This window comes from Mycolicibacterium tusciae, from assembly GCF_002086795.1.
Classification (GTDB): domain Bacteria; phylum Actinomycetota; class Actinomycetes; order Mycobacteriales; family Mycobacteriaceae; genus Mycobacterium; species Mycobacterium tusciae.
Genome location: NZ_MVIM01000008.1, coordinates 213162 through 235848, shown reverse-complemented (window position 1 = coordinate 235848; position 22687 = coordinate 213162). Strand labels below are relative to the sequence as shown.

Below are 22687 nucleotides of genomic sequence, written 5' to 3'. Positions count from 1 at the left end.
AATTGTGGATGCCGGAGGCTGGTCTACGAGGCCGCCCGACGGAGGATCGTTCGGTCAAGACGTTCTTGACCTCGACGACCGTCGGGCCATCCGCGCTGCTGATCGAAGGCGAGCCGGGAATCGGCAAGACCACGCTGTGGTTGGCCGCCATCGAGGAGGCAACGGCGCGAGGGTTCCGGGTGCTGTCCACGCGTGCCGCGGCCGCTGAATCCGTTCTTGCCTACACCGCCCTGGCGGACATGCTCGACGACGTCGACCCCCACACGTGGGCGGACCTGCCCGCCCCCCAGCTGCTCGCGGTGGACCAGGTGCTGTTGCGCGCAGGCACGGGTGAGGTGACCGACCAACGCGCCGTCGCGGCCGCGTTCCTCGCCGTCATCGAGCGCCACGCCGAAATCGGCCCGGTGTTGCTGGCCATCGACGATCTGCAGTGGCTCGACCCTTCCAGCGTGCACGTGATCGCATTCGTCGCGCGGCGCCTCACCGGGCCGGTCGGCATACTCGGCAGCGTGCGCACCGAGGTCCACGACGGCGCGAGCGCGGCATGGCTGCAGTTGCCGCGACCCGAAGCCCTGACCCGTATTCGCCTCAGTCCGTTGAATGTTCGCGAACTGCACTCCGCGGTTTCGTCGCGCCTGCAGCGGCCCTTCTCACGGCCCGCAATGGGACGTATCCATCAGGTGTCCGGCGGAAATCCTTTCTATGCCATCGAATTGGCCAGGGCGCTGGACGACGGGACGCTCAGCACCACGGTGGCATCGTTACCGCGAACGCTCAACGATGTCGTCCGCAGCCGCCTCGGCAGCCTCGACCCCGATGTGCACGAAGCGCTGCTCGCGGCGTCGTGCATGGCCACGCCCACAGTCGAGACGGTGGCGATGGCGACGATCGGCGACGGTGACCAGCTGGTGGACCTTCTCGAGATCGCCGAGGGCAAAGGCATCATCTCCATCGACGGCAACCGGATCCATTTCACGCACCCGCTGCTGGCAAGGGGCGTCTACACCGAGGCGCGTCCCGCAACCCGCCGAGCGATGCACCGTAGGCTCGCCGAGCTCGTTGACGAGACCGAGCTGCGCGCAAGGCATCTCGCTCTGGCCGCTACCAGAGGCGACGATGTGACGCTGCGCGCGCTCGACAAGGCTGCCGACTCGGCGCGGGCGCGTGGGGCACCCGAGGCCGCTGCCGAACTCATGGACCTGGCCATCGGCCTCGGCGGTGACGCGCCAGAACGTCGGCTCCGCTCGGCGCTGAATCACTTCGATGCCGGCGACCATGAGCGGGCGACCACAATGCTCGAGGAGACGGTGGACCGGCTGCCGCCGGGAGATCTGCGGGCAGAGGCGTTGTGCCGCTTGGCCGTTGTACGCCTCTACACCGAGGGCTTTTTCGAGGCGACGACCGTGCTGCAGCAGGCACTCAACGATGCGGATGACAACAGTCCGCTGCGCGTGCAGGTGCTGATCACGCTGGCCTATTCGCTCATGCACGCCAACCAGGTTCGCGAGGGCAAGGACGTCGCACGGCAGGCAGTCGAAGATGCCGAGCGACTCGGCCAGCCACACCTGCTCAGCCTGGCGCTGGGCATGCGGGTCATGTTGGACTTCGTGGCCGGCGAAGGTTTCGATAGCGCAAGCCTGCAACGTGCGCTCGAACTCGAGGATGAGGACACCTTCACACCGCTGGTGTTCCGGCCAAGAATGCAGCACGCACTCCTGCTGGAGTGGACCGGCGAACTGGCGGCAGCGCGGCAGAAACTCGAAGCGATCCGGCTGCGCTGCATGGAGAAGGGCGAGGAAGGCGAATACGTCTTCATCGCTCAGCACGTCGTGATGAGCTCGGTATGGGCGGGCGACTTCATCAACGCCAACCTGGTGGCAGAAGACGCCATGGAACGCGCCCGTCAGCTCAGCGGCGGCACGCCACTGTTCCTGGCGCACAGCATGCGCGCACCCTTGGCCGTGTTTGCCGGCCAGGAGGATGAAGCTCGTCGCACTATCGCAGCAGGACTCGAGATCGGCAGGCAGACAGGAACTTTCCGGCTCGGGGAGCGGCTGCTTGCCACCCTCGCTTTCCTCGAGGTATCGCTGGGCAACTACCCGGAAGCGCTCGCCGCGGTCGCTCCGCTGCTGTCGGGCTTCGATCCCGCGTCCACGCCGACCGAACTGCCCGGTGCCGCGTTCCTGCCCGATGCCATCGAGTCCCTGGTGCAGTTGGGCAGGCTCGCCGAAGCCGCGCCGCTCATCGAGGCACTGGAACGCAACGGCCGTACCTTCGACCGGGCCTGGATGTCGGCCGTCGGCGCGCGTGGCCGCGCCATGACGCTCGCGGCGACGGGTGACCTCGCCGGCGCTCACGCCGCGGCGCAGCAGGCGATGACCGAACACGAGCGGGTGGACATGCCGTTCGACCGGGCGCGGACCCTGCTGCTGCTCGGCCAGCTCGAACGTCGCATGCGCAAGAAGGAGGCGGCGTCGAGAAGCCTGCAGATGGCGCTCGAGGTCTTCGAGCGGCACAACGTACCGCTTTGGGCCAACCGCACGCGCGCCGAGCTGGCGCGGGCCAACGTCGGCCCGCAGGGATCCAGCCAACTGACCCCGTCTGAGCAGCGCGTCGCCGAGCTCGCCGCGTCGGGCATGAAGAACCGTGACGTCGCCAATGCGCTGTTCATCAGTCCCAAGACCGTCGAGGCGAACCTGGCCAGGATCTACCGCAAGCTCGGCATCCGGTCACGTGCGGAGCTGGGCCGCCACATAGGTCGGGTCTAGAGCGACTCGACGATAGGGAAACACCCTATTTCCCAGCGCCGTCCGACGAATTAGCGTCAAGTCGCCCGGACCGAACAGGCTTCCCCAGGAGGACTAGGTGAGCGTTGACCAAACTGGCTCAATCCCGACTCCCGTGGTCTCCGAGAGCAGCACCGCTCTGGTGACGACCGCGACCAGTACACCGGCACTGCGGACAGGCTTCGCGGTGCTGGGGTTGGTGTCGCTGCTCGATCTGCCGAGGGCGGACCGGGGCGACCGAGTCGTGGCGTTGAGCGCTGCGGCGGCCGCGGGATGGTTCCTGGTCCGGGGTTCCATGTCGCCGGCCAGGCGGCTCAGGGGCCGCCGCCGCGCCTAGTCGATCAGGGCAGGGCGCCCGGGCTGATTTCCTCGAGCATCTCGGTGACGAGGGCCGCGATCGGCGAACGCTCGCTGCGAAGCAGGGTGATGTGGGCGAATAGCGGGTGGCCCTTTAGCTTTTCGATCACAGCGGCTACGCCGTCGTGACGGCCCACGCGCAGATTGTCCCGCTGGGCGACGTCGTGGGTGAGCACCACCCGAGATCCCGCACCCAACCGCGACAGCACCGTCAGCAGCACGTTGCGTTCCAACGACTGCGCCTCGTCGACGATGACGAACGAGTCGTGTAGGGACCGGCCGCGAATGTGTGTCAACGGAAGCACTTCGAGCATGCCGCGCGACAGCACCTCCTCCAGCACCGCGGGGCTGGCCAGCCCCTCGAGCGTGTCGAAAACCGCCTGCGCCCAGGGGCCCATCTTCTCGCTCTCGCTGCCGGGTAGGTAACCGAGATCCTGTCCGCCGACCGCATACAACGGCCGGAACACCACGACCTTTCGTTGGGTCCGGCGCTCGAGCACTGCCTCGAGGCCTGCGCACAACGCGAGTGCGGACTTACCGGTACCCGCCTTGCCGCCCAGCGACACGATGCCCACCGATTCGTCGAGCAGGAGATCCAGTGCCACGCGTTGCTCGGCCGACCTTCCCCGTAGGCCGAACACTTCGCGGTCGCCACGAACCAACTGCACTCGCTTCTCGGCGTTCACCCGTCCCAGCGCGGACGAGCTGCCACCGAGGAGCCGGATTCCGGTGTGGCACGGCATGTTCCGTGCCGATTCGAGGTCGATTTCACCATCGGCGAAAAGCGTGTCGATCTCGTCGGGTGTGACGTCGACCTCGTCCATCCCGGTCCAGCCCGACGTGACGACGTCCTGCGCGTGGTACTCGTCGGCAGTCAGGCCGACCGCGCCCGCCTTCACCCGCAGGGGGATGTCCTTGCTGACGAGTGTGACCAGTTTGCCCTCCGCAGCGAGGTTGGCCGCGACCGTCAGGATGCGCGCATCGTTGCTGTCGTTGCGGAATCCCGCAGGTAACACCGTCGGATCGCTGTGGTTGAGCTCGACATGCAACGTTCCACCTTGCGTCCCAACGGGTATCGGCTGGTCCAGCCGGCCGTGTTCGAGTCGCAGATCGTCGAACATCCGCAGTGCCTGCCGCGCGAACCAGCCGAGCTCATGATGATGCCGCTTGGCTTCCAGTTCGCTGATGACCACGAGCGGGACCACGACGTCATGCTCGGCGAACCGGGTGCAAGCCCACGGATCGGAAAGCAGGACAGAGGTGTCGAGAACATAGGTCCGCAAGGGCGAATCAGTCACGTAGCGCTCCTCGAGCCCGCGCGGCCCCACGCGAACCGTTCGGCGGACGCTGCGGTACTAGGACCGGGGCCGGTCCTCTCGTGATCAAACGATCGGTACCGCCCGGATAGCAGAGCATGTCGCTAGCCATCGAAAACGACGCTACTCCCGTGGCGCCATATGCGCCGCGCAGGCGCGCCGTGGCTACGAGTTAGCGCTGTGTGAACTGCTGGAGCGCGGGCTCGTCGGCCACACCCCACGCGGTGATGCGATCGGCGATGACCTGGCGCAGTTGCTCGGGCCCGAAGATGCCGGCCTCGGCCAGGTGCTGCACCTTGTCGGCGTAGGCGTCGATGTCACCACCCACGACGTCGAGCTCGGCGGCGCGCTTGGCGATGGCATCGACGGTCTCGTCGCGATTCGTCGTCAGCAGGTGCGCGACGAGGTTGGCGAAGAACTCCTCGTGCCGTTCTTCGTCTTTGGCGATGCGGCCGAGGAGCGCCTTCAGCGTGCACTCGGTGATCTGCGCTTCGAGGTTGCGGCAGAAGACCGCGTGCTCGCGCTCGAAGAAGGCCATGAACGCCAGGCGCTCGATCTGGCTGTAGGTGTCGGCGCGGTAGCCCTTCATCACGTGCTCGACGCGGACATCCTCGTTGGCGGCCGGATCGATCTCACGGGTGACGACCAGATAGTTGCGCAGCGCGATCGCGTGCAGATGCTCCTCAGCGGTCCAACGGCCGATCCAGCGCCCGAACTTCTCTTCGAGGATGAAGCTGAAGACGAGCTCGCGGTGATAGCCGGCGAGATTGTCCTTGTTGATCAGCAGGATCTCCAGCGCATCGGTGACCACCTTGGGCAGCGTCACCTGGGCCGGATCCCAGTCTTTTCCGCCAAGGAAGGCGAAGTTCTCGCCCTGCTCGAACGGGACGTAGTCGTGGGCGTACCACAGGTCTTCCGAGTCGATATGACGACGCAGCTCCCGCTGCACGACCGGCTCGAGTTCGAGGATCAGCGCATTAGCGACAGGTCTCTGTGCCATGAAAGTAACTGTAACCCGAATTCACAGGTTTCCAAAAATCGCGCGGGGCGTGTCTTACAGCGTGAGCCCCGGATACAGCGGGTTGGCCGCCAGCAGTTCGCCGGCGGCGGCGTGCACGCGGTCCGCGGTGCCGTCGGCCAGCTTGTACTTGGCCTTCGAAGTGCCCTCAGCCTCGGTGTTCGACAGCACCTCGACGATCAGCTCGGCGACGCGATCGAAGTCGTCGGCGCCGAATCCCCTGGTGGTCAGCGCGGGTGTGCCCAGCCGGACGCCGCTGGTGTACCAGGCGCCATTCGGGTCAGCCGGAATCGCATTGCGATTGGTCACGATGCCGGAGTCAAGCAGCGCCGACTCCGCCTGCCGTCCGGTCAAGCCGAAGGACGTCACATCGAGCAGCACGAGGTGGTTGTCGGTGCCGCCGGTGACCAGCGCCGCGTCGCGTTTGGTGAATCCGTCGGCCAGCGCCTGCGCGTTGTCGGCGATGGACTGCGCATACGTCTGGAACGCCGGCTGGCGGGCCTCGGCCAGCGCAACGGCCTTCGCGGCCATCACATGCGACAGCGGTCCGCCGAGCACCATCGGGCACCCCTTGTCGACTGCGGGTGCGTACTCCTCGGTGGCCAGGATCAGTCCGCCGCGCGGTCCGCGCAACGACTTGTGCGTGGTCGTGGTGGTGATGTGGGCGTGCGGGATCGGATCCTCGTCGCCGGTGAACACCTTGCCCGCAACCAGGCCGGCGAAGTGCGCCATGTCGACCATCAGCGTCGCACCGACCTCGTCGGCGATCTCGCGCATCTTGGCGAAGTTGACCCGCCGCGGATAGGCGGAGTAGCCGGCGACGAGTACCAGCGGCTTGAACTCGCGGGCGAGAGCGGCGACGGCGTCGTAGTCGATGAAACCCGTCTCTGGGTTGGTGCCGTACTGGCGCTGGTGGAACATCTTGCCGGAGATGTTGGGCCGGAAGCCGTGGGTCAGGTGGCCGCCGGTGTCCAGCGACATGCCCAGCAGCCGCTGGTTGCCGAGCTTGCCGCGCAGGGTCTCCCAGTCGGCTTCGGAGAGGTCGTTGACGTGCTTGGCGCCGAGTTCGGCCAGACCCGGAGCCTCGACCCGGGTGGCCAGGATCGCCCAGTACGCGACCAGGTTCGCGTCGATACCCGAGTGCGGTTGGGCGTAGGCATACGGCGCGCCGAACAGTTCGCGTGCGTGCTCGGCGGCCAGCGCCTCCACGGTGTCGACGTTCTGGCAGGCGGCGTAGAACCGGTGACCGATGGTGCCTTCGGCGTACTTGTCGGAGAACCAGGTGCCCATCGTCAGCAGCACCGCGGGCGAGGCGTAGTTCTCGCTGGCGATCAGCTTGAGCGAATCCCGTTGATCGGCAAGCTCTTTGCGGGTGGCATCGGCGATTCGGGGCTCGACGGACTCGATCACCCGCAGGGCGGCGCGGTAGGCCTCGCTGGCGGTGTCGGCGTATTCGGCGCCCAGACCATTGGACTCTGCAGTCATGCAGCTCAGCCTAGTCGGGCGAGATTTCAGGCGGTCCGCAGCGTCGACGGGATCAGTGGCTCGTCGAGTAGCCGGCCGAACCGCTGGGTCAGCGAAACATCCGCAGGTCGCGCCTCCAGCCATGCGCGCAGCAGCCGATAGCCCTCGACGTAGGTGCTGGTGTAGGCCCGCCACAGCGGCGACGACAGAAACCGCAGCATCTGGCGGGCCCGCTCGTCGTTGACCAGCAGCCAGCGCTTGAGGAACTCGACGACCTCGTCGACGTCACGGTGCTCGTCGTGCAGCATCAGCGCGGCATCCTGGCGCACGTCGGCCAGCGTTGCTGCCGCCTCGGAGACGGCCTGCGCACGATCGCCGTCGAAACTCAGGCCCAGATCGGCGTAGATCTCGGCGGCCCAGGTCCCCCAGTTCGGGCCGATCGCGGCGTGCAGCGCGAGGTCGGCCAGCCCCTCGGCCATCAGGCATTGCGGGGTGTTGACGAGGAAGATCGTCTGCTCGGCCTGACCCTTGCCCTCGACCAGTCCGGCCTCTTTGCGGCAGTGCTCGGTGTGGTGGCCGGGATAGGACTCGTGCGCCACCAGTCGCGGCAGGTTGGACATCTGCTGCTTGAGGTCGGCGTTGACAGCCACCGTCGAGGTGTAGTTGCCGAGGTAGTAGTTGAAGCCCGACCAGGGCTTGTCGGTGACCACCTCGTAGGTGATGGTCTCGGCGTCCGGCAGCGGATATTCGGCGCGCACCCTGTCGCGAAGTGCGCTGGAGAACGCATGGATGCACTCCTCCAGGCGGTCGGGCGGCACCTCCTCACCGGCCCGGTAGGCGGTCATCCGCTCGGCGAGCGGCCCGGTGCCGCTCAGTGCCTCATCGAGCTTGGCGTGCGCCTGCCGGTACTGCTCCGGGTCGCCCTTCGCGATGCGCACGTCGAAATATGCGTCGACCTCGTCGACGAAACCGACGTTCTGGCCCGAGAACTTGCGGCCGGCGCACGCCAGCGCCCGCAGGTGGGCGGCGATGAACTCGGCGCGGCTCTGCTCCAGGTCGGTGCCCGCGTCCAGTTCGACCAGCAGGCGTTCGGCCTGGTGCGTGAGATCGGCGGGCTCCGGGGGCGGTTCGTTGGCGACGATGCGGCGCAGTTCGGGATCTCCGGTGAAGGAGTCGACGTAACCATCCTCGACCCGGTCGAAGCGCAGTCCGAGCATCAGATATTCACGGATCAAAGTGGTATTCGACAAGCCCGAGTTCATGCGTCCAACGTTAACTGCAAGACTGGGGCGTATGCCGCGGCTGAGCGAGCCGAGCCCCTACGTGGAGTTCGACCGGACCGAGTGGCGTTCGTTGCGCATGTCGACCCCGTTGAAGTTGAGCGAGGACGAGCTGCAACGGCTGCGCGGCCTCGGCGAGAAGCTCGACCTGCTCGAGGTCGAAGAGGTCTACCTGCCGCTGGCCCGGCTGATTCACCTCCAGGTCGCTGCCCGCCAGGCGCTGTTTGCGACGACCGCGCAGTTCCTCGGCGAGCCGCAGCAGAATCCGGACCGCCCGGTGCCGTTCATCATCGGCGTGGCGGGCAGCGTCGCCGTCGGTAAGTCCACCACCGCGCGTGTGCTGCAGGCGCTGTTGGCGCGCTGGGAACATCACCCCCGCGTCGACCTGGTCACCACCGACGGCTTCCTGTACCCCAACGCCGAGTTGGCCCGGCGAAACCTGATGCATCGCAAAGGCTTTCCGGAGAGCTACGACCGCAGGGCGCTGATGCGGTTTGTCACGACGGTGAAGTCGGGCTCCGACGCGACCTGCGTGCCGGTGTATTCGCACCTGCTCTACGACATCGTGCCCGGCGAGAAGCAGATGATCCGGCATCCGGACATCCTCATCCTCGAGGGCCTCAACGTCTTGCAAACCGGTCCGGCACTGATGGTTTCGGACCTGTTCGACTTCTCGGTCTACGTCGACGCCCGCATCGAGGATATCGAGCAGTGGTACATCTCGCGGTTCCTGTCGATGCGGGCCGGCGCGTTCGCCGACCCGGCCTCACACTTCCACCACTACTCGACCTTGACCGACGATCAGGCCGTGTTCGCCGCGCGCGACATCTGGCATTCGATCAACCGGCCCAACCTGATCGAGAACATTCTGCCGACCCGTCCGCGGGCCACGCTGGTGCTGCGCAAGGATGCCGACCACGCGATCAACCGGCTGCGACTCAGGAAGCTCTAGGAGTCCGACAACAATGTCGGCCTGACAGCGTCACGGCGTATATATAGCCGCGAAGACGCTCTCGGCGCGACATTGTGTTCCGCTACCTATTGAGACGACGTACGCCCTGGTACTGCAGCTCGGCCATGACGAGGGTGTAGACGCCGGTGGCCAGCGTCGCCACCACACCGAAGGTGGTCAGCGGGAACACGTCGGCAAGGACGAAGACGACGGAAGCAACGGTGTAAAGGACGTTGCCTGCGGCGATCACGATGCCGGTCAGTTTCACCGAAGGCCGGGCGGCGAAAACGAAAACCCCGGTCGCGAAGGCGATGAAGAAGGCACCGACCCCGTACTCGAAGGCGGTTGTCGTACCCGACATCTCGGCGATCCAGCCGGCAAGGGCGATGCCGACGATCCCCATGACGGCGCTGCAGGTCGCGTCGAGTCGCAGCGCGAAGCGCAGAAACGAGTCGTTGGAGGCCCGCAGTTTGGGTGTGGTGGTGGCGGTCATGCGATTTCCTTTCTCGGGGTGGGTGGTGGACCGTTCCGGAGCCGACGACGCAACCTCTTACGGCGGCGGCTCCGGACCAGTCATGTGGGGGTCACGCCAATCGGCGCACCCCGAGGTACTGCACGTAGGCGAAGGCCAACGTGACGACGGTGAAGGCGATGGTCGCGGCGACACCGAATTCGGTCAGGGGCAGCCAACCCGCCACGAGAACGACGGTCACCAGGATCGCGAAAACGACGTTTCCGGCCAGCACACCGGCACCGACGCGACGGACGTCGGGCAGACCGGCGAGCAGGTACAGCGTCGCGCCGTAGACGACGAGCGCCGCACCCGCGATCCACTCGGAAGTGGACGACAGGCCCGACAACCGCGACAGCGGATCGGCGGCCATGGCGATCAGCAGACCGAGGCCGGCGCACAGGGTCGCGTCGGCGCGGAGGGCGAACCGCAGCAGTGAGTCATCGGATCGGGCTTCCCGGACGGGCCGGGTGGTGATGGCGGTCATGGCTTCGATGCTGCGCAGATGCCACTGCCAGATCGACGCCAGCCGCTGCCAGCTACTGCCAGCCGCAGGTCAGAGGTCCTGTGCCGCCACCAGGTTTCCGCGCAGATCGGCGGCGATCACGCGGGCCGCCGAGTTCTGCCAGTTGTGCAGCGACCGTTGCGGCACCTCGGTGACGAACCACTGCCATGCCTGACGCGCGACGGGATCGAGCCCTGCGGCGGTCGCGTTCTGCGCGTATGCCCGCACACCGACGACATAGGGGAAGTACAGCGAGTTGTAGTAACGCCATTCTTCGGTCGTGCCGAACTCGCCGCCGTCACGCGGCTTGAGACGGGCGATGCGATCGGCGAGCAGAGCCTTGAGCTCGTTGGCCCGCTCCAGCGGCTGGTCGGGGGCGCCACGCGCGGCGAGCCGCTCCTCGATAACCGGCAGTGCGGTGAGCGGGCTGGCGACCAGCTTGGACAGGTCGCCGTAGTGGCCGAGGGCTCGGCGGGTGAGCCGGACGAAGGTGTCGTCGTCGATGTGGTCTAGCGGGCCGGCCTTTCGCAGCGGCAGCGCCGCACCGGTGCTGCGCAGCGCGGCACGGTCGGCGCGCAACCCGGGTGAGCGGAAAAACGCCAACCGGTCCAGCAGGCCGGCCAGCGGATCGGCCAGCACGTTGATCGAGATCGCGATGGCCAGGCTGGTGAACAGCATCACCGTCAACGCGGTCTGCGGGCCGGTGACCGACAGGCCGATCAGCGCCTGCCCGCCGAACAGCACGACGACGACGCCCGTTGCGACGAAGGAACGCAACATGTCGGCGCGCAGAGCCTGACCTTCATCGAAGGCGTCCCACATCGCGACCGCGACACCGAGCAGCACGACGTCGAATCCCGTCGACGCCAACGCCAACCAGCTCGGGACCAGCCCGAGCGGGATGACGATGATCGCGTTGCCGAGTGCGAAGAACAACGTCGCGACGATGATGTAGGGCACCACCGGCCTGGGTTGCCACGATCCGAACACCGCGCGCAGCATCGCGCCGAGCGATGACAGCGAGATGACGCCGAACATCACCCAGTGACCGAGACGCACCGGGCCGTCGACGTTGCCTGCCATCGCCGCACCCATGAAGGCGCCCACCGCGACCGCGGTGACCGCCACCAGTTCGGTCGCCCTGCTTCGCCACGTGTCGCGGGGCCGCGACAGTTCGAGAAGTACGGCGAACCAGGCGATGCCCGGCACGGTGACGAGGTAGACCTCGACGCTGCTCAGCACGGTCGAGCCACTTTGGGTACGAACGGCGTCCAGCGCCACGACCGTCGCGAAGCTCGTCAGGCCGACGGCGGCCAACACCAGGACGGGCTTACGCGGGTCACGGGCCAACAGATATAGCCCCAGCCACCAGCTGAGTGAGAAGACGAGCGCCGACAGCGCAGCCATAGGTCCCAGTGTCGCAGGGATGAGCGCTTGCGCGAAGACCAGATCGCCCTAGATGCCGTAGCGGCGATGCCGCGCGGTGTAGTCGCGGAGCGCACGCAGGAAGTCCACCCGGCGGAACTCGGGCCAGTACGCCTCGGTGAACCACATCTCGGAGTAGGCGCTCTGCCACAGCAGAAAACCTGACAGTCGCTGCTCCCCCGAGGTGCGGATCACCAGATCGGGATCTGGCTGCCCCGACGTGTAGAGGTTCTCCGAGATGTTTTCCGCTGTCACGGCCTCGATCAGCTGCTCGCCGGTACGTCCGTTCGCGAGTTCCTTGGCGAGCAGCTGCCGCACCGCGTCGACGATCTCCTGGCGGCCCCCGTAGCCGACGGCGACGTTGACGTGGAAGGACCCGGCGCCGGCTTGCGATCGCGTCGACTCCACGGCGTCGCGCAACCGCTTAGCCGGCTCCTCCCCGATCAGTTCCAGGTCGCCGACGGTGCGCACGCTCCACCGGTTGGCGGGCGCACAGATCTCTTCGACGACGTCGGTGATGATTCCGATCAGCGTCGCCAACTCAGCGGGTTCGCGTTGCAGGTTCTCGGTGGACAGCAGGTACACCGTGGCCATCTCGACGCCCGCTTCCTGGCACCAGCGCAGCATCTCGGCGATCTTGTGGGCACCCATCCGGTACCCGTAACTGACGTCGTCGTGACCAGCGTCACGAGCCCACCGCCGGTTTCCGTCACACAACACCGCGATGTGGCGTGGGAGCTCGGATTTCGAGGAAGCCAGGCCTTGGCGCAACCGCATCTCGTAGAGGCGGTACATCGGTTCCTTGAGTCGCGAAGGAATGATGGCCACCGAGTCAGACTACTGTGGCAGTCGAATCCCCCATGGCGTAAGCGGAGGTGAACATGGTGCAGGTAGATGCCGACGAGGCTCAGCAGCCGCCGGTGCGCGTCTACGCGGAGGATTTGCCCGAAGCGGTTGTCGACGGTGTCGCCAACTTCTTCCACAAACCACGGTTGCGCGGCTGGATCCACGTCTACGCCGCGGTCGTCGCGTTCATCGCCGGGGCGGCGTTGGTGGCGGTGTCGTGGTCAGCGGTCTCCACCCGCGCCGGCCTCGCCACCCTGGTCTACACGCTGACGATCGTCGCGATGTTCGCTGTGAGCGGCGCGTACCACCGGATCGAGTGGAAGTCGGCGACGACCCGGAAATGGATGAAGCGCCTCGATCACTCGATGATCTTCATCTTCATCGCCGGCAGCTACACGCCGTTCGCGGTGCTGGCACTGCCGGAGTCCGACGGCCTGGTCCTGTTGGGCATCGTCTGGGCAGGCGCGCTCGCGGGCGTGCTGCTCAAGATGTTCTGGCCGTCGGCCCCGCGCTGGGTCGGAGTGCCGCTCTACCTGTTGTTGGGCTGGGTGGCGGTGTGGTTCATCGGGCCGATCATGGACGGCGCGGGCGTCGCCGCGGTGGTGCTGCTGATCGTCGGCGGCGCGCTCTACAGCATCGGCGGCGTGCTCTACGGCCTCAAGTGGCCGAACCCGTGGCCGACGACGTTCGGCCACCACGAGTTCTTCCACGCGTGCACAGCGGTCGCCGCGATCTGCCACTACATCGCGATGTGGTTCGCCGTCTTCTGATCCCCGATCAGAGCTGGGTCATGTTCTCCGGGGTCCAGTAGGCCTTCATCGACGCGATCTTGCCATCGGAGTTGAACGTCATGACGCTGATGATGTCGATACTCATCTTGGCGTCGCCCATGCTGATCGTCAGCACCCAATGGAACGCCACCTCGTTGCCAAGGGCGCGGAGGGTGATGACGTCGGTCCCGTTGTCGCCCTGGGGAATGGCCGAGTAGAAGCCCCGGATCGCCTGACTCCCGATGTGCACCTCGCTGCCGACGGGATCCTCGACGGTGGCATCGTCAGCGTAGAGGTCGACGATGTCGTCGACCTTCCCCGCCGCGGCGTATTCGAGGTAGCGGTTGACGGTCGCGGCGTTGTCCTCAGGCGATGCCATGCGCCGAAGGCTACACGGACACACCGAGCGCGACGACGAGATCCCCGGCGGAGGTGACCGGCAGGTCACAGGTCCTGCCACGGCATACATACGCGGCGTCGGCCCCGGCCACCCGGTCGCGGTCGGCCAGCAGTTCCGAAGAGTTCACTGCACCGCCGACGACGATCGCCCCACCGGGGGCCAGCATGCGCGCGGCGGCCAGCAGCTCCGAGCCGACGGGATCGCAGGCGACGGCGATCTGAATGGGCCCGCGCACAGCGGCTTCGGCGACGGCCAGCCAGTGGCCGCCAGAGCGTGGCAGGCGCGCCAGGATGGGCGCCGCACCCGTCAGCGTCGACTCGGCCGCCGATGCATATCTGTCAGCGCTGTGCGCAGGAGCCAGATGAGCCGCCAACTGCAACGCCTCGGCGATCAGGGACGCACCGGACGGCGTCGCACCGTCCAGCGGATCGGCGGGCCGAACCATGAGGGTCTCAGCGTCATCCGCCGTGTCGTACCAGCGCCCCGCGGTCTCCGTATCGGCGAAATGCCGCAGTGCGATGTCGATCAACAGCATCGCCGAACTCAGCCATGACGTCGCGCCGGTCAGCTGATACAGCGTCAGCAGGCCGGTGGCCAGCGCGGCGTGGTCCTCCAGAATGGCGGCACTGTCGCCGACACGGCCGCCGAGGCTGGCCCGGCGCAGTCTGCCGTCCACGATGTGCAGGCCGACGATCGCGCTCGCGCATTGCGTTGCGGCGATCAGGAATTCAGGTTCATCGAGCGCCACCGACGCCTCGGCGAGAGCGGTGATCGCCAGTCCGTTCCACCCGGTGACGACCTTGTCGTCGCGGTCGGGCTGGGGGCGCGTCGACCTGGCGGCCCGCAGCGCCGTGCGTACCCGATCGAACCGATCGGCATCGTCGGGGTCACCCGGCAATTGCAGCACCGAGCTGCCGTCTTCAAAGGTGCCGGCTTCGGTGACACCGAAAACCTCTGCGGCCCAACGGCCATCATCCGGCCCCAACGACTCGGTCAGTTGGGCCGGCGTCCACACGTACGTCAAGCCCTCGTGTCCGTCGGCGTCGGCATCCAGCGACGAGGTGAACATGTCGTCGGCGCCGAGATCGTCGATGAGGAACCGAGCCGTTTCACCGGCCACTCTGCGCGCCAGCGGGTCTGAGGTGCGGCGAGCCCAGTGCGCGTACGCCCGCAGGAGCAGAGCGTTGTCGTAGAGCATCTTCTCGAAGTGCGGCACCACCCACGCGGCGTCGACGCTGTAGCGCGCGAACCCTCCGGCCAGCTGGTCGTAAATGCCGCCGCGCGCCATCGCCGTACAGGTTCGCTCGACCGCCTCGAGGGACATCAGGTCACCGGTGCGTTCGTGGCTGCGCAGCAGCGCCTCCAGCATCGCTGACGGCGGAAACTTCGGTGCCCCAGACTGATTGGTGATGAAACCACCATTGACGGGATCCTCGTGCGCAAGCACGTCGGCGACGGCGTGATCACACAGCGACGGCTGAATCGGCGGTCCGCCCCGAGGTAGATCCGACACCATCGACCGCAACTCGCCGCTGATGTGGTCGGAGGTCTCCTCGACGTCGGCACGGCGGGTTCGCCACGTGTCGGCGACGGCGGCGAGCAACTGCAGGAAGTTGGCCTTGGGGTAATACGTACCGCAGAAGAACGGGCGGCCATCGGGCGTCAGGAAGCACGTCATCGGCCAGCCGCCCTGACCGGTCAGCGCGACAGTGGCGTTCATGTACACCGCGTCGATGTCAGGCCGTTCCTCGCGATCGACCTTGATGCAGACGAACCCCTCGTTCATCGCGGCCGCGACCTGCTCGTCCTCGAACGACTCGTGGGCCATCACATGACACCAGTGGCAGGCCGCGTATCCGACCGACAGCAGGATCGGCACGTCCCGTGTCGCCGCCTCCGCCAGTGCCTGCGGTGACCACTCGAGCCAGTGCACCGGGTTGTCGGCGTGCTGGCGCAGGTAGGGACTGGTGGCGCCGCCCAAGGTGTTTCGGCCGGCGAACTCAGCCGGACTCACGCTTGCTCTCGCCGTCGTCGCCCGGCTCGTCGGACCCCCCGCCGGCCTGTTCGTCGGGCTCGTCGAAGGACTTCGGCAGCTTACGCAGATGACGGTTCATGGACCACACCAAGCCGAACGTGCCGATCAACAACAGCACGAGGACCAGGAGGCCGAAGGGGCTGGCCTTACCGAAGTCCGGACCGGTCTGGCGGGGTGGATCCTGTGCCAGCAGGGTGATGATGGTCAGTGCGATGTCGTTCATTCGTCGATCTCGATCCCTGCGAACAAGTCCGTCTCGGGCAGCGACACCCGGACGCGTGACCGTGCCAACTCGAATTCCTCTGTCGGCCAAAGCCGTTGCTGCCATTCGATCGGTGCGCGGAAGAAGTCGCCGTTGGGGTCGATCTGGGTGGCGTGCGCACGAAGCGCGTCGTCTCGCTGGGCGAAGTACTTCGCGCACTCGACCCTGGTGGTCACCCGGCTCTCGAAGATGTCGTGATCGGCTTCCCAGTGCTTGAGCCATTTCTCGAAGGGGCCCACCTCGCCGTGCTTGGCGAACTCGTCCTGAATCAGCTGCATGCGCTTTCGCAGGAAGCCGTGGTTGTAGTACAGCTTCAGCACGTTCCAGGGCTCCCCAGCATCGGGGAACAGCATATGATCGCCCGCGGCCTCATACGCGGCGACCGACACCTGGTGGCACCGGATGTGATCGGGATGCGGATAGCCGCCGTTCTCGTCATACGTCGTCATCACGTGGGGCCGGAACTTGCGGATGACGCGCACCAGCGATTCGGTGGGCTCCTCGAGGGGCACCAGGGCGAAGCAACCGTCGGGCAGCGGTGGCGGCGGGTCGCCCTCGGGCAGGCCCGAGTCGACGAAACCGAGCCAGTGGTGCTCGACGCCCAGGATCTCGGCGGCCTTGGCCATCTCGTCGCGCCGGATCTCGGTCATCCGGCCGTGCACCTCGGGCAGGTCCATGGCCGGGTTGAGGATGTCGCCGCGCTCGCCCCCGGTCAGCGTCACCACCATGACGCGCACGCCCTCGTCCGCGTACCGTGCCGTGGCGGCCGCACCCTTGCTGGACTCGTCGTCCGGGTGGGCGTGTACCGCCATCAACCGCAGTTCACTCAACCTGTTCTGCCTCATCTATGTCCCGAAGATGTCGCCACTCGGCCCTTACCGATCACGTCGATCGATTTCAACCATTCCGAGTAGCCCTATAGTTCCAGTTCTGTAGATCCATCCGACCGACGGGCATGAAAACTAGATGATCGAGCGTCCCTCCGCGCGTTATGGGCGCCAGCGTCTGACCCGGCGCCAGCGGCGGTTGATCGCCGGTGGGCTGACCGCGCTGGTCCTGGTGGTCGGGGTGACGATCGCGGTCATCGCGTCGGGGCGGTTCAGCAATGCGGTCAAGGGTGAACTGGGCGGTTACCGCCTGGTCGACGACGAAACCGTCGACGTCACGATCAGCGTGACGCGGGAGGATCCGTCCCAGCCGGTGGTGTGCATCATCCGGGCCCGTGCGATCGACGGCAGCGAAACCGGTCGCCGCGAGGTCCTGGTCCCGCCGGCCACCCAGCAGACCGTGCAGGTGACGGCCGTCGTCAAGTCCAGCAAGCCGCCGGTCGTCGGCGACGTCTACGGATGCGGAGCCGACGTGCCGTCCTACCTGGTGGCCCCTTAGATCCCCGCACGAGACGACGCAACAAACGCCGAACTGCGAATACGTGAAAATCCGCTGTCCCCGCGGTGCTAAGATGGATCGATACACGGTTCCCCGTTGGGACCGTGTATTGCTGCATTTAGTGCGCTGATTAGGCGTCGACGACGGTGGCAATACACGAAGAGCTCCCGGCGGCGCGACAAGAAACCTACTTACGCGAACAGCGCGAGAGCAACGAACGACAGGAGCGCGACATCATGACCGACACGCAGGTCACGTGGCTGACTGAGGAAGCACACGATCGGCTGAAGGCCGAGCTCGATCAGCTGATCGCCAACCGACCGGTCATCGCCGCCGAGATCAACGATCGACGCGAAGAGGGCGACCTGCGCGAGAACGGTGGCTACCACGCCGCACGCGAGCAGCAGGGCCAGGAAGAGGCCCGCATTCGCCAGTTGCAGGAGCTGCTGAACAACGCCAAGGTCGGCGAGGCTCCCAAACAGTCCGGCGTGGCGCTGCCCGGCTCGGTGGTGAAAGTGCAATACGGCGACGACAAGAGCGATACCGAGACGTTCTTGATCGCCACCCGCCAGGAGGGTGTCAGCGACGGGAAGCTCGAGGTCTATTCGCCGAAGTCACCGCTCGGCGAGGCGCTCATCGACGCGAAGGTCGGCGACGTCAAGACCTACACGATCCCCAACGGCAACACCGTCAAGGTGACGCTCCTCAGCGCTGAGCCCTATCACTCCTGAGGCAGCCGCCTCGGCGCCCCGCGCTACAGTCCGCACCATGGCGCAGATTGCCGAGGATCTCCTTCTGCTTCTGCTCGACAACGCGTCGGCGCAGCCGGCACTCGAGCGTCACCGGCGTGAGCGGGTTCTGGCGGCCGCAGTACTGCTGGATCTCGCGTACGCCTGCAGGATCCGGCCTGCGATGGCCGAAGACGCAGTCGAACCCGGTCGGCTGATCGCGCTGTCCGCGCCGGGCGTGATGGATCCGATTGGCGAGTCGGCGTTCCAGTTACTACAGCAGCGGCCGCTGCGGCCGGCGGCTGCCGTGAAAAAGCTATCCAAGCACACCGCGGCCGATCTCACCCACCATCTGGAGCAGACCGGCCAGATTCGGCGTATTCGGTTGCAGTCCAACCGATTGACCCATCCCTACGCGTGGCCGCTGACGAACCGGCAGCGGGTGGATCAGGCGCGTTCGGCGCTGTTGGCCGCGCTGTTCGACCGACGGCCACCGGCACCGGCGACAGCGGCGATCATCACGCTGCTTCACGCTGTCGACGGGCTGGGCGCAATTCTGTCGCTCAATGATCGCGGATGGCGGTGGGTGCACGCCCGGGCTGGCGAAATCGCAAGCGGCAGTTGGATCGACGAGTACCCGACGTCGATACGCGAAGTGAATCTCGCAGTCACCGCGTCGGCGTTGCGGCCCGCGCTAACCTAGCGCCTGCTCCAGATCGGCGATCAGGTCCGCCGAGTCCTCGATGCCGACCGACAGACGCACGAGATCGTCGGGCACCTCCAGTTGGGATCCCGCCGTCGAGGCATGTGTCATCGCGCCGGGGTGCTCGATCAGCGATTCCACTCCGCCCAGCGACTCGGCGAGGATGAAGATCTCCGTACTCGCGCACAGCTTGCGGGCGGCGTCCGCCCCGCCCCGCATACGCACCGAGACCATGCCGCCGAAGCCGCTCATCTGCTTCGCGGCGACCTCGTGGCCCGGGTGACTCGGCAATCCCGGATACAGCACCGTCTCGATCTCCGGGTGGTCCGCCAGGAACTCGGCGACCAGCGTCGCATTTTCACTGTGCTGGCGCATGCGCAGCACCAGGGTCTTGAGTCCGCGCATCGTGAGGTAGGCGTCGAACGGGCCCGCGACCGCGCCCGCGCCGTTCTGGAGGAACGCGAATGCGGTGTCGAGTTCTTCATCGCTGGTCAGCAGCGCACCCCCGACCACGTCCGAGTGCCCACCGATGTACTTTGTCGTCGAATGTAGGACGATGTCCGCCCCCAGCGTCAGGGGCTGCTGCAGCGCAGGCGAAGCAAACGTGTTGTCCACCAACACTTTCACCTTCGACGACGACGCGATACCGGCGATGCCTGCGATATCGGCAATCGACAGCAGCGGATTGGTCGGCGTCTCCACCCAGATCAACTTGGTCTGCGGTGTGACCGCGGCACCGATGGCGTCGAGGTCGGACAGTGACACCGCGGTGTAGTCGATGCCCCACTGCGTGAACACCTTGTCGATCAAACGGAAGGTGCCGCCGTAGGCGTCGTCAGGCATGACGACGTGGTCGCCGGGCCGCAATACCGCGCGCAGCGCGCAATCGGTGGCCGCCATCCCCGACGCGAACGCCCGCCCGTACTGGGCCTCCTCGACGGCGGCAAGCGATGCTTCCAGTGCGGTACGGGTCGGATTGCCGGTGCGGGCGTACTCGTATCCGCCGCGCAGGCCGCCGACACCGTCCTGGGCGAAGGTGGAGCTCGCATAGATCGGGGCGTTGACGGCGCCGGTCGCCGGGTCGGGCCGAAACCCTGCGTGGATGGCCTTGGTGGCAAGCCCCCTCGACCTGTGCTGTTCAGTCATCACCGATCAGGGTAGCGACGGGCCCGGCGGCTCGATCCACTGCGGGGGTGGCGTCGGCCCAGCACCCAGCGGGAGGCAGACGGTACCCACGATCTTGTCGGCCAGCGTCTGCCGCTTCTTGTCCCACAACGGCCACAGATATCCGACGCAGCAGAGGATTTGGTCCACATAGTGGGCGATCTGCCGGATGAGCGACATCCAGAAGCCGATGGGCTGCCGGGTCTCCGCGCTGACGACGTAGAACTTCATCACCGACTTGCCGATGCTCTGGCCCGTTGCGCCCTGCCGATAGCAGAAGTTCCAGATGAAATAAACCACGCCCGGCAGCACCGCGATGAACTGGACCGACGTCCAGAAGTCAGACACCGCCGTGGAGCAGTAACTCTGGCCGCTGCCATAGATGCTGTCGAGGCACTCCGCATCCCCCGCGACCACCAGACCGACGAGGGGAATCAGGAAGATCACCCAAATGGGGGTCCAGTCGATGAGGGCCGCGACCACCCGGGTTCTCCAACGCGTGTACGCCTGCTTCGGCAGCGCCGCGGCCGGCCGCGCGTGGTACGGCTGCGGAGATGGTGAGGAAGCCGTCACGCACGCCGATCTACAGCGGTACGCATACGGTCTTGAGGAGCTTGTCGGCGATCGTCTGCCGTTTGGCATCCCATAGTGGGAACAGGAATCCGATGTAGCAGATGAGAGCGTCGACGCCGTGGGCGATCTGGCGCAGAAGCGACTTGCCGACTCCGATCGGCTGCTGCGTCTGCTCGCCGACGACCTTGAAGTCCATTATCTGCTTACCGATGCTAGAGCCGGTATTACCCTGCCGTACAACGAAATTCCACAACGTGAACGCCACGGCGACCAACACACAGAGCGAGAAGATGATCCACGCCGTCGTCGACGGTCCGTTTCTTCCGGTGGCGCAGAACGCCTCGGCCACACACAATGTTTCGGTCGGCTGGAAGGTGTAGAGGACGACGCCACCGATGGCGGTGAGCAGGTACACCGGAATGCTGTCGATCACGTAGGCGAGCACGCGGGTGAACCACGGCGTGTAGTCGATTCCACTGACGACGGGCGCAACCGAAGGAACACCCTGGGCGAAGTCACCCGCGGGTGACGGTGGCGGCTGAGTGGTCACGTTCGCCCTCACTGTCAATCCATCGCGACTGGTGGCAGCTTACAAATCTGACCGCGATGGCGCAGAGAGACGCGAAGACCCGGTCTGTGCAGATACGCGCAGACCGGGTCGTTCACGATTACGGCGTCAGCGGAGCAATCTGGCCGTTGGTGAGCTTGCGGTAGGTGTACACCAGGAAAAGCGCGGCGACCGGGATGGCAACGATCAGCCCGATCAAGCAGGCCAACGTCCCGACGATCGTGATGGCGTAGATGACGAGTAGTGCGAGGATCACCGGAACAAAGTTGTTCTTGGTGATCTCGAAACTCTGTTTGATCGCGTCAATGGGAGAGGCATTGCGTTCGACGATGATCACAGTCGCAAAGAGCGTGAACAGTGACACCGCGATCCCACCGATGAAGCAGAAGGACAGGATTCCCGCCGCTATCCCGATGATCAGGGTCGCGACGATCACACTGCCGACGTTTCTCGGCTTGAAGAACGACCCGATCGTCACCGGCTGTCCGTTCGCGATATCCAATAGGCCACCCAGATAAGCCGATTGCATCGCCGCGGCGACCACCATCAGGATGAGGTATCCGACGATCAGCGCCAGGAAGCTCGCGAAGCCGAAGCTCGCTTCGTAGCTGTAACTGCTGCCGTAGGACTCGTAGGTCTGCGTCGGCGCAAGAGCGAACGCCAGCCCGTAGACGGCACCGAGGAGAATGCCGACGATAACCGAGTACACGAGCGCCGGGACGATCAGCGCGGCAGCGTTCTTGCTGAACTTGTTCCACGCCCAAGAGAACGCCTCGCCTACGTTAAGCTCTTGTGCGCCAGGGAAACCCGGGTCCGCAGCCGGGGGATAACCGCCGGGCGCGCCCGGTTGCGGGAAGCCCCCCTGCGGGCCGTAGCCGCCCTGTCCGGGTGGCGGCGGCGGTGCGTAGCCACCACCGGGAGGCGGGGGTGGTGCGTAACCACCACCTGGCGGCGGGTAGTTACCACCCGGCGGTGGTGGTGGGTAGTTGCCCCCCGGCGGGGGCGGCGGGTAGTTGCCCCCCGGCGGGGGCGGTGGATAGTTACCACCCGGCGGTTGCGGAGGAGGCGGTTGATCACTCATGGTTTGCCGTTCCTTTCAATGACTTCCATGACTGCCACGACTGCCGGACTTCACGATCCGGTTTCAATCCAAATCCCCACTGGCACCGTCGAAGTGGCAACCGCGGCCCAGAGCGACGACGCGGAGCAAGAGCTCCGTGCACGCTAGGAGTAACTAGTTGTCGCGCCGATGCCGACGACGACGTTGATGATGATGACGATCACGAAGACGATGACGCCGGCGATCGCACCCCACACCGCGTACTTCTTCGCGTCGTCAGCCGCCTGCTGCGCTTCTGCTGCGCGCCCCTGCGCCCACAGACCGGAGACCTGAGTGGACTTCACGATCGACACGATTCCGAGTGGTAGACAGCACAACACCGTCACCAAGATGCCCCAGATCAGATTGTTGTTCGGCTGTGCCGCGGGAGCAGGAGGCGGCATGCCGCCGCTCGGTGGTGGCGGCGGAGGGTAGTTCCCGGGGGGCGGTGGGGGTTGTTCGGTCATGGGACCTTCCAGTCATTGTCTTAGCTGGTAACAAGCGTGCTTACCCTACCTGAGAAGTGGGTTGCCGCAGAG

At 66.1% G+C, this 22687-nt stretch carries 24 protein-coding genes; 7 read left to right on the top strand and 17 right to left on the bottom strand.

Features of this window, described 5'->3' with window-relative positions; translation table 11 throughout:
- The first annotated feature begins 8 nt into the window (after window positions 1-8).
- Together BST47_RS17295 and BST47_RS17290 are read left to right on the top strand one after the other, a co-directional pair.
- Window positions 9-2768, top strand: coding sequence for a helix-turn-helix transcriptional regulator (locus BST47_RS17295; RefSeq protein ID WP_083126751.1), 2760 nt, complete (start codon window positions 9-11; stop codon window positions 2766-2768).
- 97 nt (window positions 2769-2865) lie between these two features.
- Window positions 2866-3123: a hypothetical protein gene (locus tag BST47_RS17290; RefSeq protein ID WP_083126750.1), complete on the top strand. Its 258-nt coding sequence runs from the start codon at window positions 2866-2868 to the stop codon at window positions 3121-3123.
- Between the two features lie 4 nt (window positions 3124-3127).
- On the opposite strand, the gene BST47_RS17285 is transcribed toward BST47_RS17290, so the two are convergent.
- From BST47_RS17285 to BST47_RS17270, 4 genes are all read right to left on the bottom strand, one after another.
- Entirely contained in the window at window positions 3128-4441 is a 1314-nt protein-coding gene (locus BST47_RS17285) for an RNA 5'-3' helicase PhoH2 (RefSeq protein WP_083126816.1), read from the bottom strand.
- Window positions 4442-4631: 190 nt separating this feature from the next.
- On the bottom strand, window positions 4632-5459 hold the full coding sequence (locus BST47_RS17280; protein ID WP_083126749.1) for an acyl-ACP desaturase: 828 nt from the start codon (window positions 5457-5459) through the stop codon (window positions 4632-4634).
- Between the two features lie 54 nt (window positions 5460-5513).
- A complete protein-coding gene (locus BST47_RS17275; protein ID WP_083126748.1) occupies window positions 5514-6962 on the bottom strand; it encodes a glycine hydroxymethyltransferase in 1449 nt (482 codons plus the stop codon).
- 26 nt (window positions 6963-6988) lie between these two features.
- Window positions 6989-8203, bottom strand: a complete 1215-nt coding sequence (locus BST47_RS17270; protein ID WP_207568627.1) for a DUF885 domain-containing protein — start codon at window positions 8201-8203, stop codon at window positions 6989-6991.
- 31 nt (window positions 8204-8234) lie between these two features.
- On the opposite strand from BST47_RS17270, the gene coaA reads away from it, so the two are divergent.
- Entirely contained in the window at window positions 8235-9173 is a 939-nt protein-coding gene (coaA, locus tag BST47_RS17265; protein ID WP_083126747.1) for a type I pantothenate kinase, read from the top strand.
- An 82-nt stretch (window positions 9174-9255) separates the two neighbouring features.
- Here coaA and BST47_RS17260 read toward each other — a convergent pair whose 3' ends face one another.
- From BST47_RS17260 to BST47_RS17245, 4 genes are all read right to left on the bottom strand, one after another.
- A complete protein-coding gene (locus BST47_RS17260) occupies window positions 9256-9666 on the bottom strand; it encodes a hypothetical protein (RefSeq protein ID WP_083126746.1) in 411 nt (136 codons plus the stop codon).
- A gap of 91 nt (window positions 9667-9757) precedes the next feature.
- Complete coding sequence (locus BST47_RS17255) at window positions 9758-10171, bottom strand: hypothetical protein (RefSeq protein ID WP_083126745.1); 414 nt, start codon at window positions 10169-10171, stop codon at window positions 9758-9760.
- Window positions 10172-10240: 69 nt separating this feature from the next.
- Window positions 10241-11596 (bottom strand): hypothetical protein, encoded by a 1356-nt coding sequence (locus BST47_RS17250; RefSeq protein WP_083126744.1) that lies wholly within the window; start codon window positions 11594-11596, stop codon window positions 10241-10243.
- 48 nt (window positions 11597-11644) lie between these two features.
- The gene (locus BST47_RS17245) at window positions 11645-12442 is read right to left on the bottom strand and encodes a (2Z,6E)-farnesyl diphosphate synthase (RefSeq protein ID WP_083126743.1); all 798 of its coding nucleotides are present in this window, start codon (window positions 12440-12442) and stop codon (window positions 11645-11647) included.
- 53 nt (window positions 12443-12495) lie between these two features.
- On the opposite strand from BST47_RS17245, the gene trhA reads away from it, so the two are divergent.
- Window positions 12496-13230, top strand: a complete 735-nt coding sequence (gene trhA, locus BST47_RS17240; RefSeq protein WP_083126814.1) for a PAQR family membrane homeostasis protein TrhA — start codon at window positions 12496-12498, stop codon at window positions 13228-13230.
- Window positions 13231-13237: 7 nt separating this feature from the next.
- On the opposite strand, the gene BST47_RS17235 is transcribed toward trhA, so the two are convergent.
- Genes BST47_RS17235 through mca form a run of 4 tightly spaced genes read right to left on the bottom strand, consistent with a single transcriptional unit; the run spans window position 13238 to window position 16757 of the window.
- A complete protein-coding gene (locus BST47_RS17235) occupies window positions 13238-13609 on the bottom strand; it encodes a nuclear transport factor 2 family protein (protein ID WP_083126742.1) in 372 nt (123 codons plus the stop codon).
- A 10-nt stretch (window positions 13610-13619) separates the two neighbouring features.
- Window positions 13620-15644, bottom strand: coding sequence for a thioredoxin domain-containing protein (locus tag BST47_RS17230; protein WP_083126741.1), 2025 nt, complete (start codon window positions 15642-15644; stop codon window positions 13620-13622).
- The gene (locus BST47_RS17225; protein ID WP_083126740.1) at window positions 15631-15888 is read right to left on the bottom strand and encodes a hypothetical protein; all 258 of its coding nucleotides are present in this window, start codon (window positions 15886-15888) and stop codon (window positions 15631-15633) included. The genes BST47_RS17230 and BST47_RS17225 overlap by 14 nt, the downstream gene beginning before the upstream one ends.
- Complete coding sequence (gene mca / locus BST47_RS17220; protein ID WP_083126813.1) at window positions 15885-16757, bottom strand: mycothiol conjugate amidase Mca; 873 nt, start codon at window positions 16755-16757, stop codon at window positions 15885-15887. The genes BST47_RS17225 and mca overlap by 4 nt, the downstream gene beginning before the upstream one ends.
- A gap of 136 nt (window positions 16758-16893) precedes the next feature.
- On the opposite strand from mca, the gene BST47_RS17215 reads away from it, so the two are divergent.
- The 3 genes from BST47_RS17215 (at window position 16894) to BST47_RS17205 (ending at window position 18744) form a co-directional block, all read left to right on the top strand.
- Window positions 16894-17313, top strand: a complete 420-nt coding sequence (locus BST47_RS17215; protein WP_083126739.1) for a DUF4307 domain-containing protein — start codon at window positions 16894-16896, stop codon at window positions 17311-17313.
- A gap of 236 nt (window positions 17314-17549) precedes the next feature.
- The gene (greA, locus tag BST47_RS17210; RefSeq protein WP_083126812.1) at window positions 17550-18044 is read left to right on the top strand and encodes a transcription elongation factor GreA; all 495 of its coding nucleotides are present in this window, start codon (window positions 17550-17552) and stop codon (window positions 18042-18044) included.
- Between the two features lie 37 nt (window positions 18045-18081).
- A complete protein-coding gene (locus BST47_RS17205) occupies window positions 18082-18744 on the top strand; it encodes a GOLPH3/VPS74 family protein (RefSeq protein ID WP_083126738.1) in 663 nt (220 codons plus the stop codon).
- On the opposite strand, the gene BST47_RS17200 is transcribed toward BST47_RS17205, so the two are convergent.
- The 5 genes from BST47_RS17200 to BST47_RS17180 all read right to left on the bottom strand — a co-directional run bounded on the left by BST47_RS17200 (window position 18736) and on the right by BST47_RS17180 (window position 22615).
- Window positions 18736-19890 carry a cystathionine gamma-synthase gene (locus BST47_RS17200; protein ID WP_083126737.1) on the bottom strand — a complete coding sequence of 385 codons (1155 nt, stop codon included), beginning with the start codon at window positions 19888-19890 and terminating at the stop codon, window positions 18736-18738. The two genes, BST47_RS17205 and BST47_RS17200, sit on opposite strands and share 9 nt — an antisense overlap.
- Window positions 19891-19896: 6 nt before the next feature.
- Window positions 19897-20481: an Rv1078 family RDD domain-containing protein gene (locus tag BST47_RS17195; RefSeq protein WP_234809749.1), complete on the bottom strand. Its 585-nt coding sequence runs from the start codon at window positions 20479-20481 to the stop codon at window positions 19897-19899.
- A gap of 10 nt (window positions 20482-20491) precedes the next feature.
- Window positions 20492-21031 carry an Rv1078 family RDD domain-containing protein gene (locus BST47_RS17190; protein ID WP_083126735.1) on the bottom strand — a complete coding sequence of 180 codons (540 nt, stop codon included), beginning with the start codon at window positions 21029-21031 and terminating at the stop codon, window positions 20492-20494.
- Between the two features lie 118 nt (window positions 21032-21149).
- Complete coding sequence (locus BST47_RS17185; protein ID WP_083126734.1) at window positions 21150-22130, bottom strand: DUF2189 domain-containing protein; 981 nt, start codon at window positions 22128-22130, stop codon at window positions 21150-21152.
- A 143-nt stretch (window positions 22131-22273) separates the two neighbouring features.
- Window positions 22274-22615, bottom strand: coding sequence for a CD225/dispanin family protein (locus tag BST47_RS17180; RefSeq protein ID WP_083126733.1), 342 nt, complete (start codon window positions 22613-22615; stop codon window positions 22274-22276).
- Between the last annotated feature and the right edge of the window lie 72 nt (window positions 22616-22687).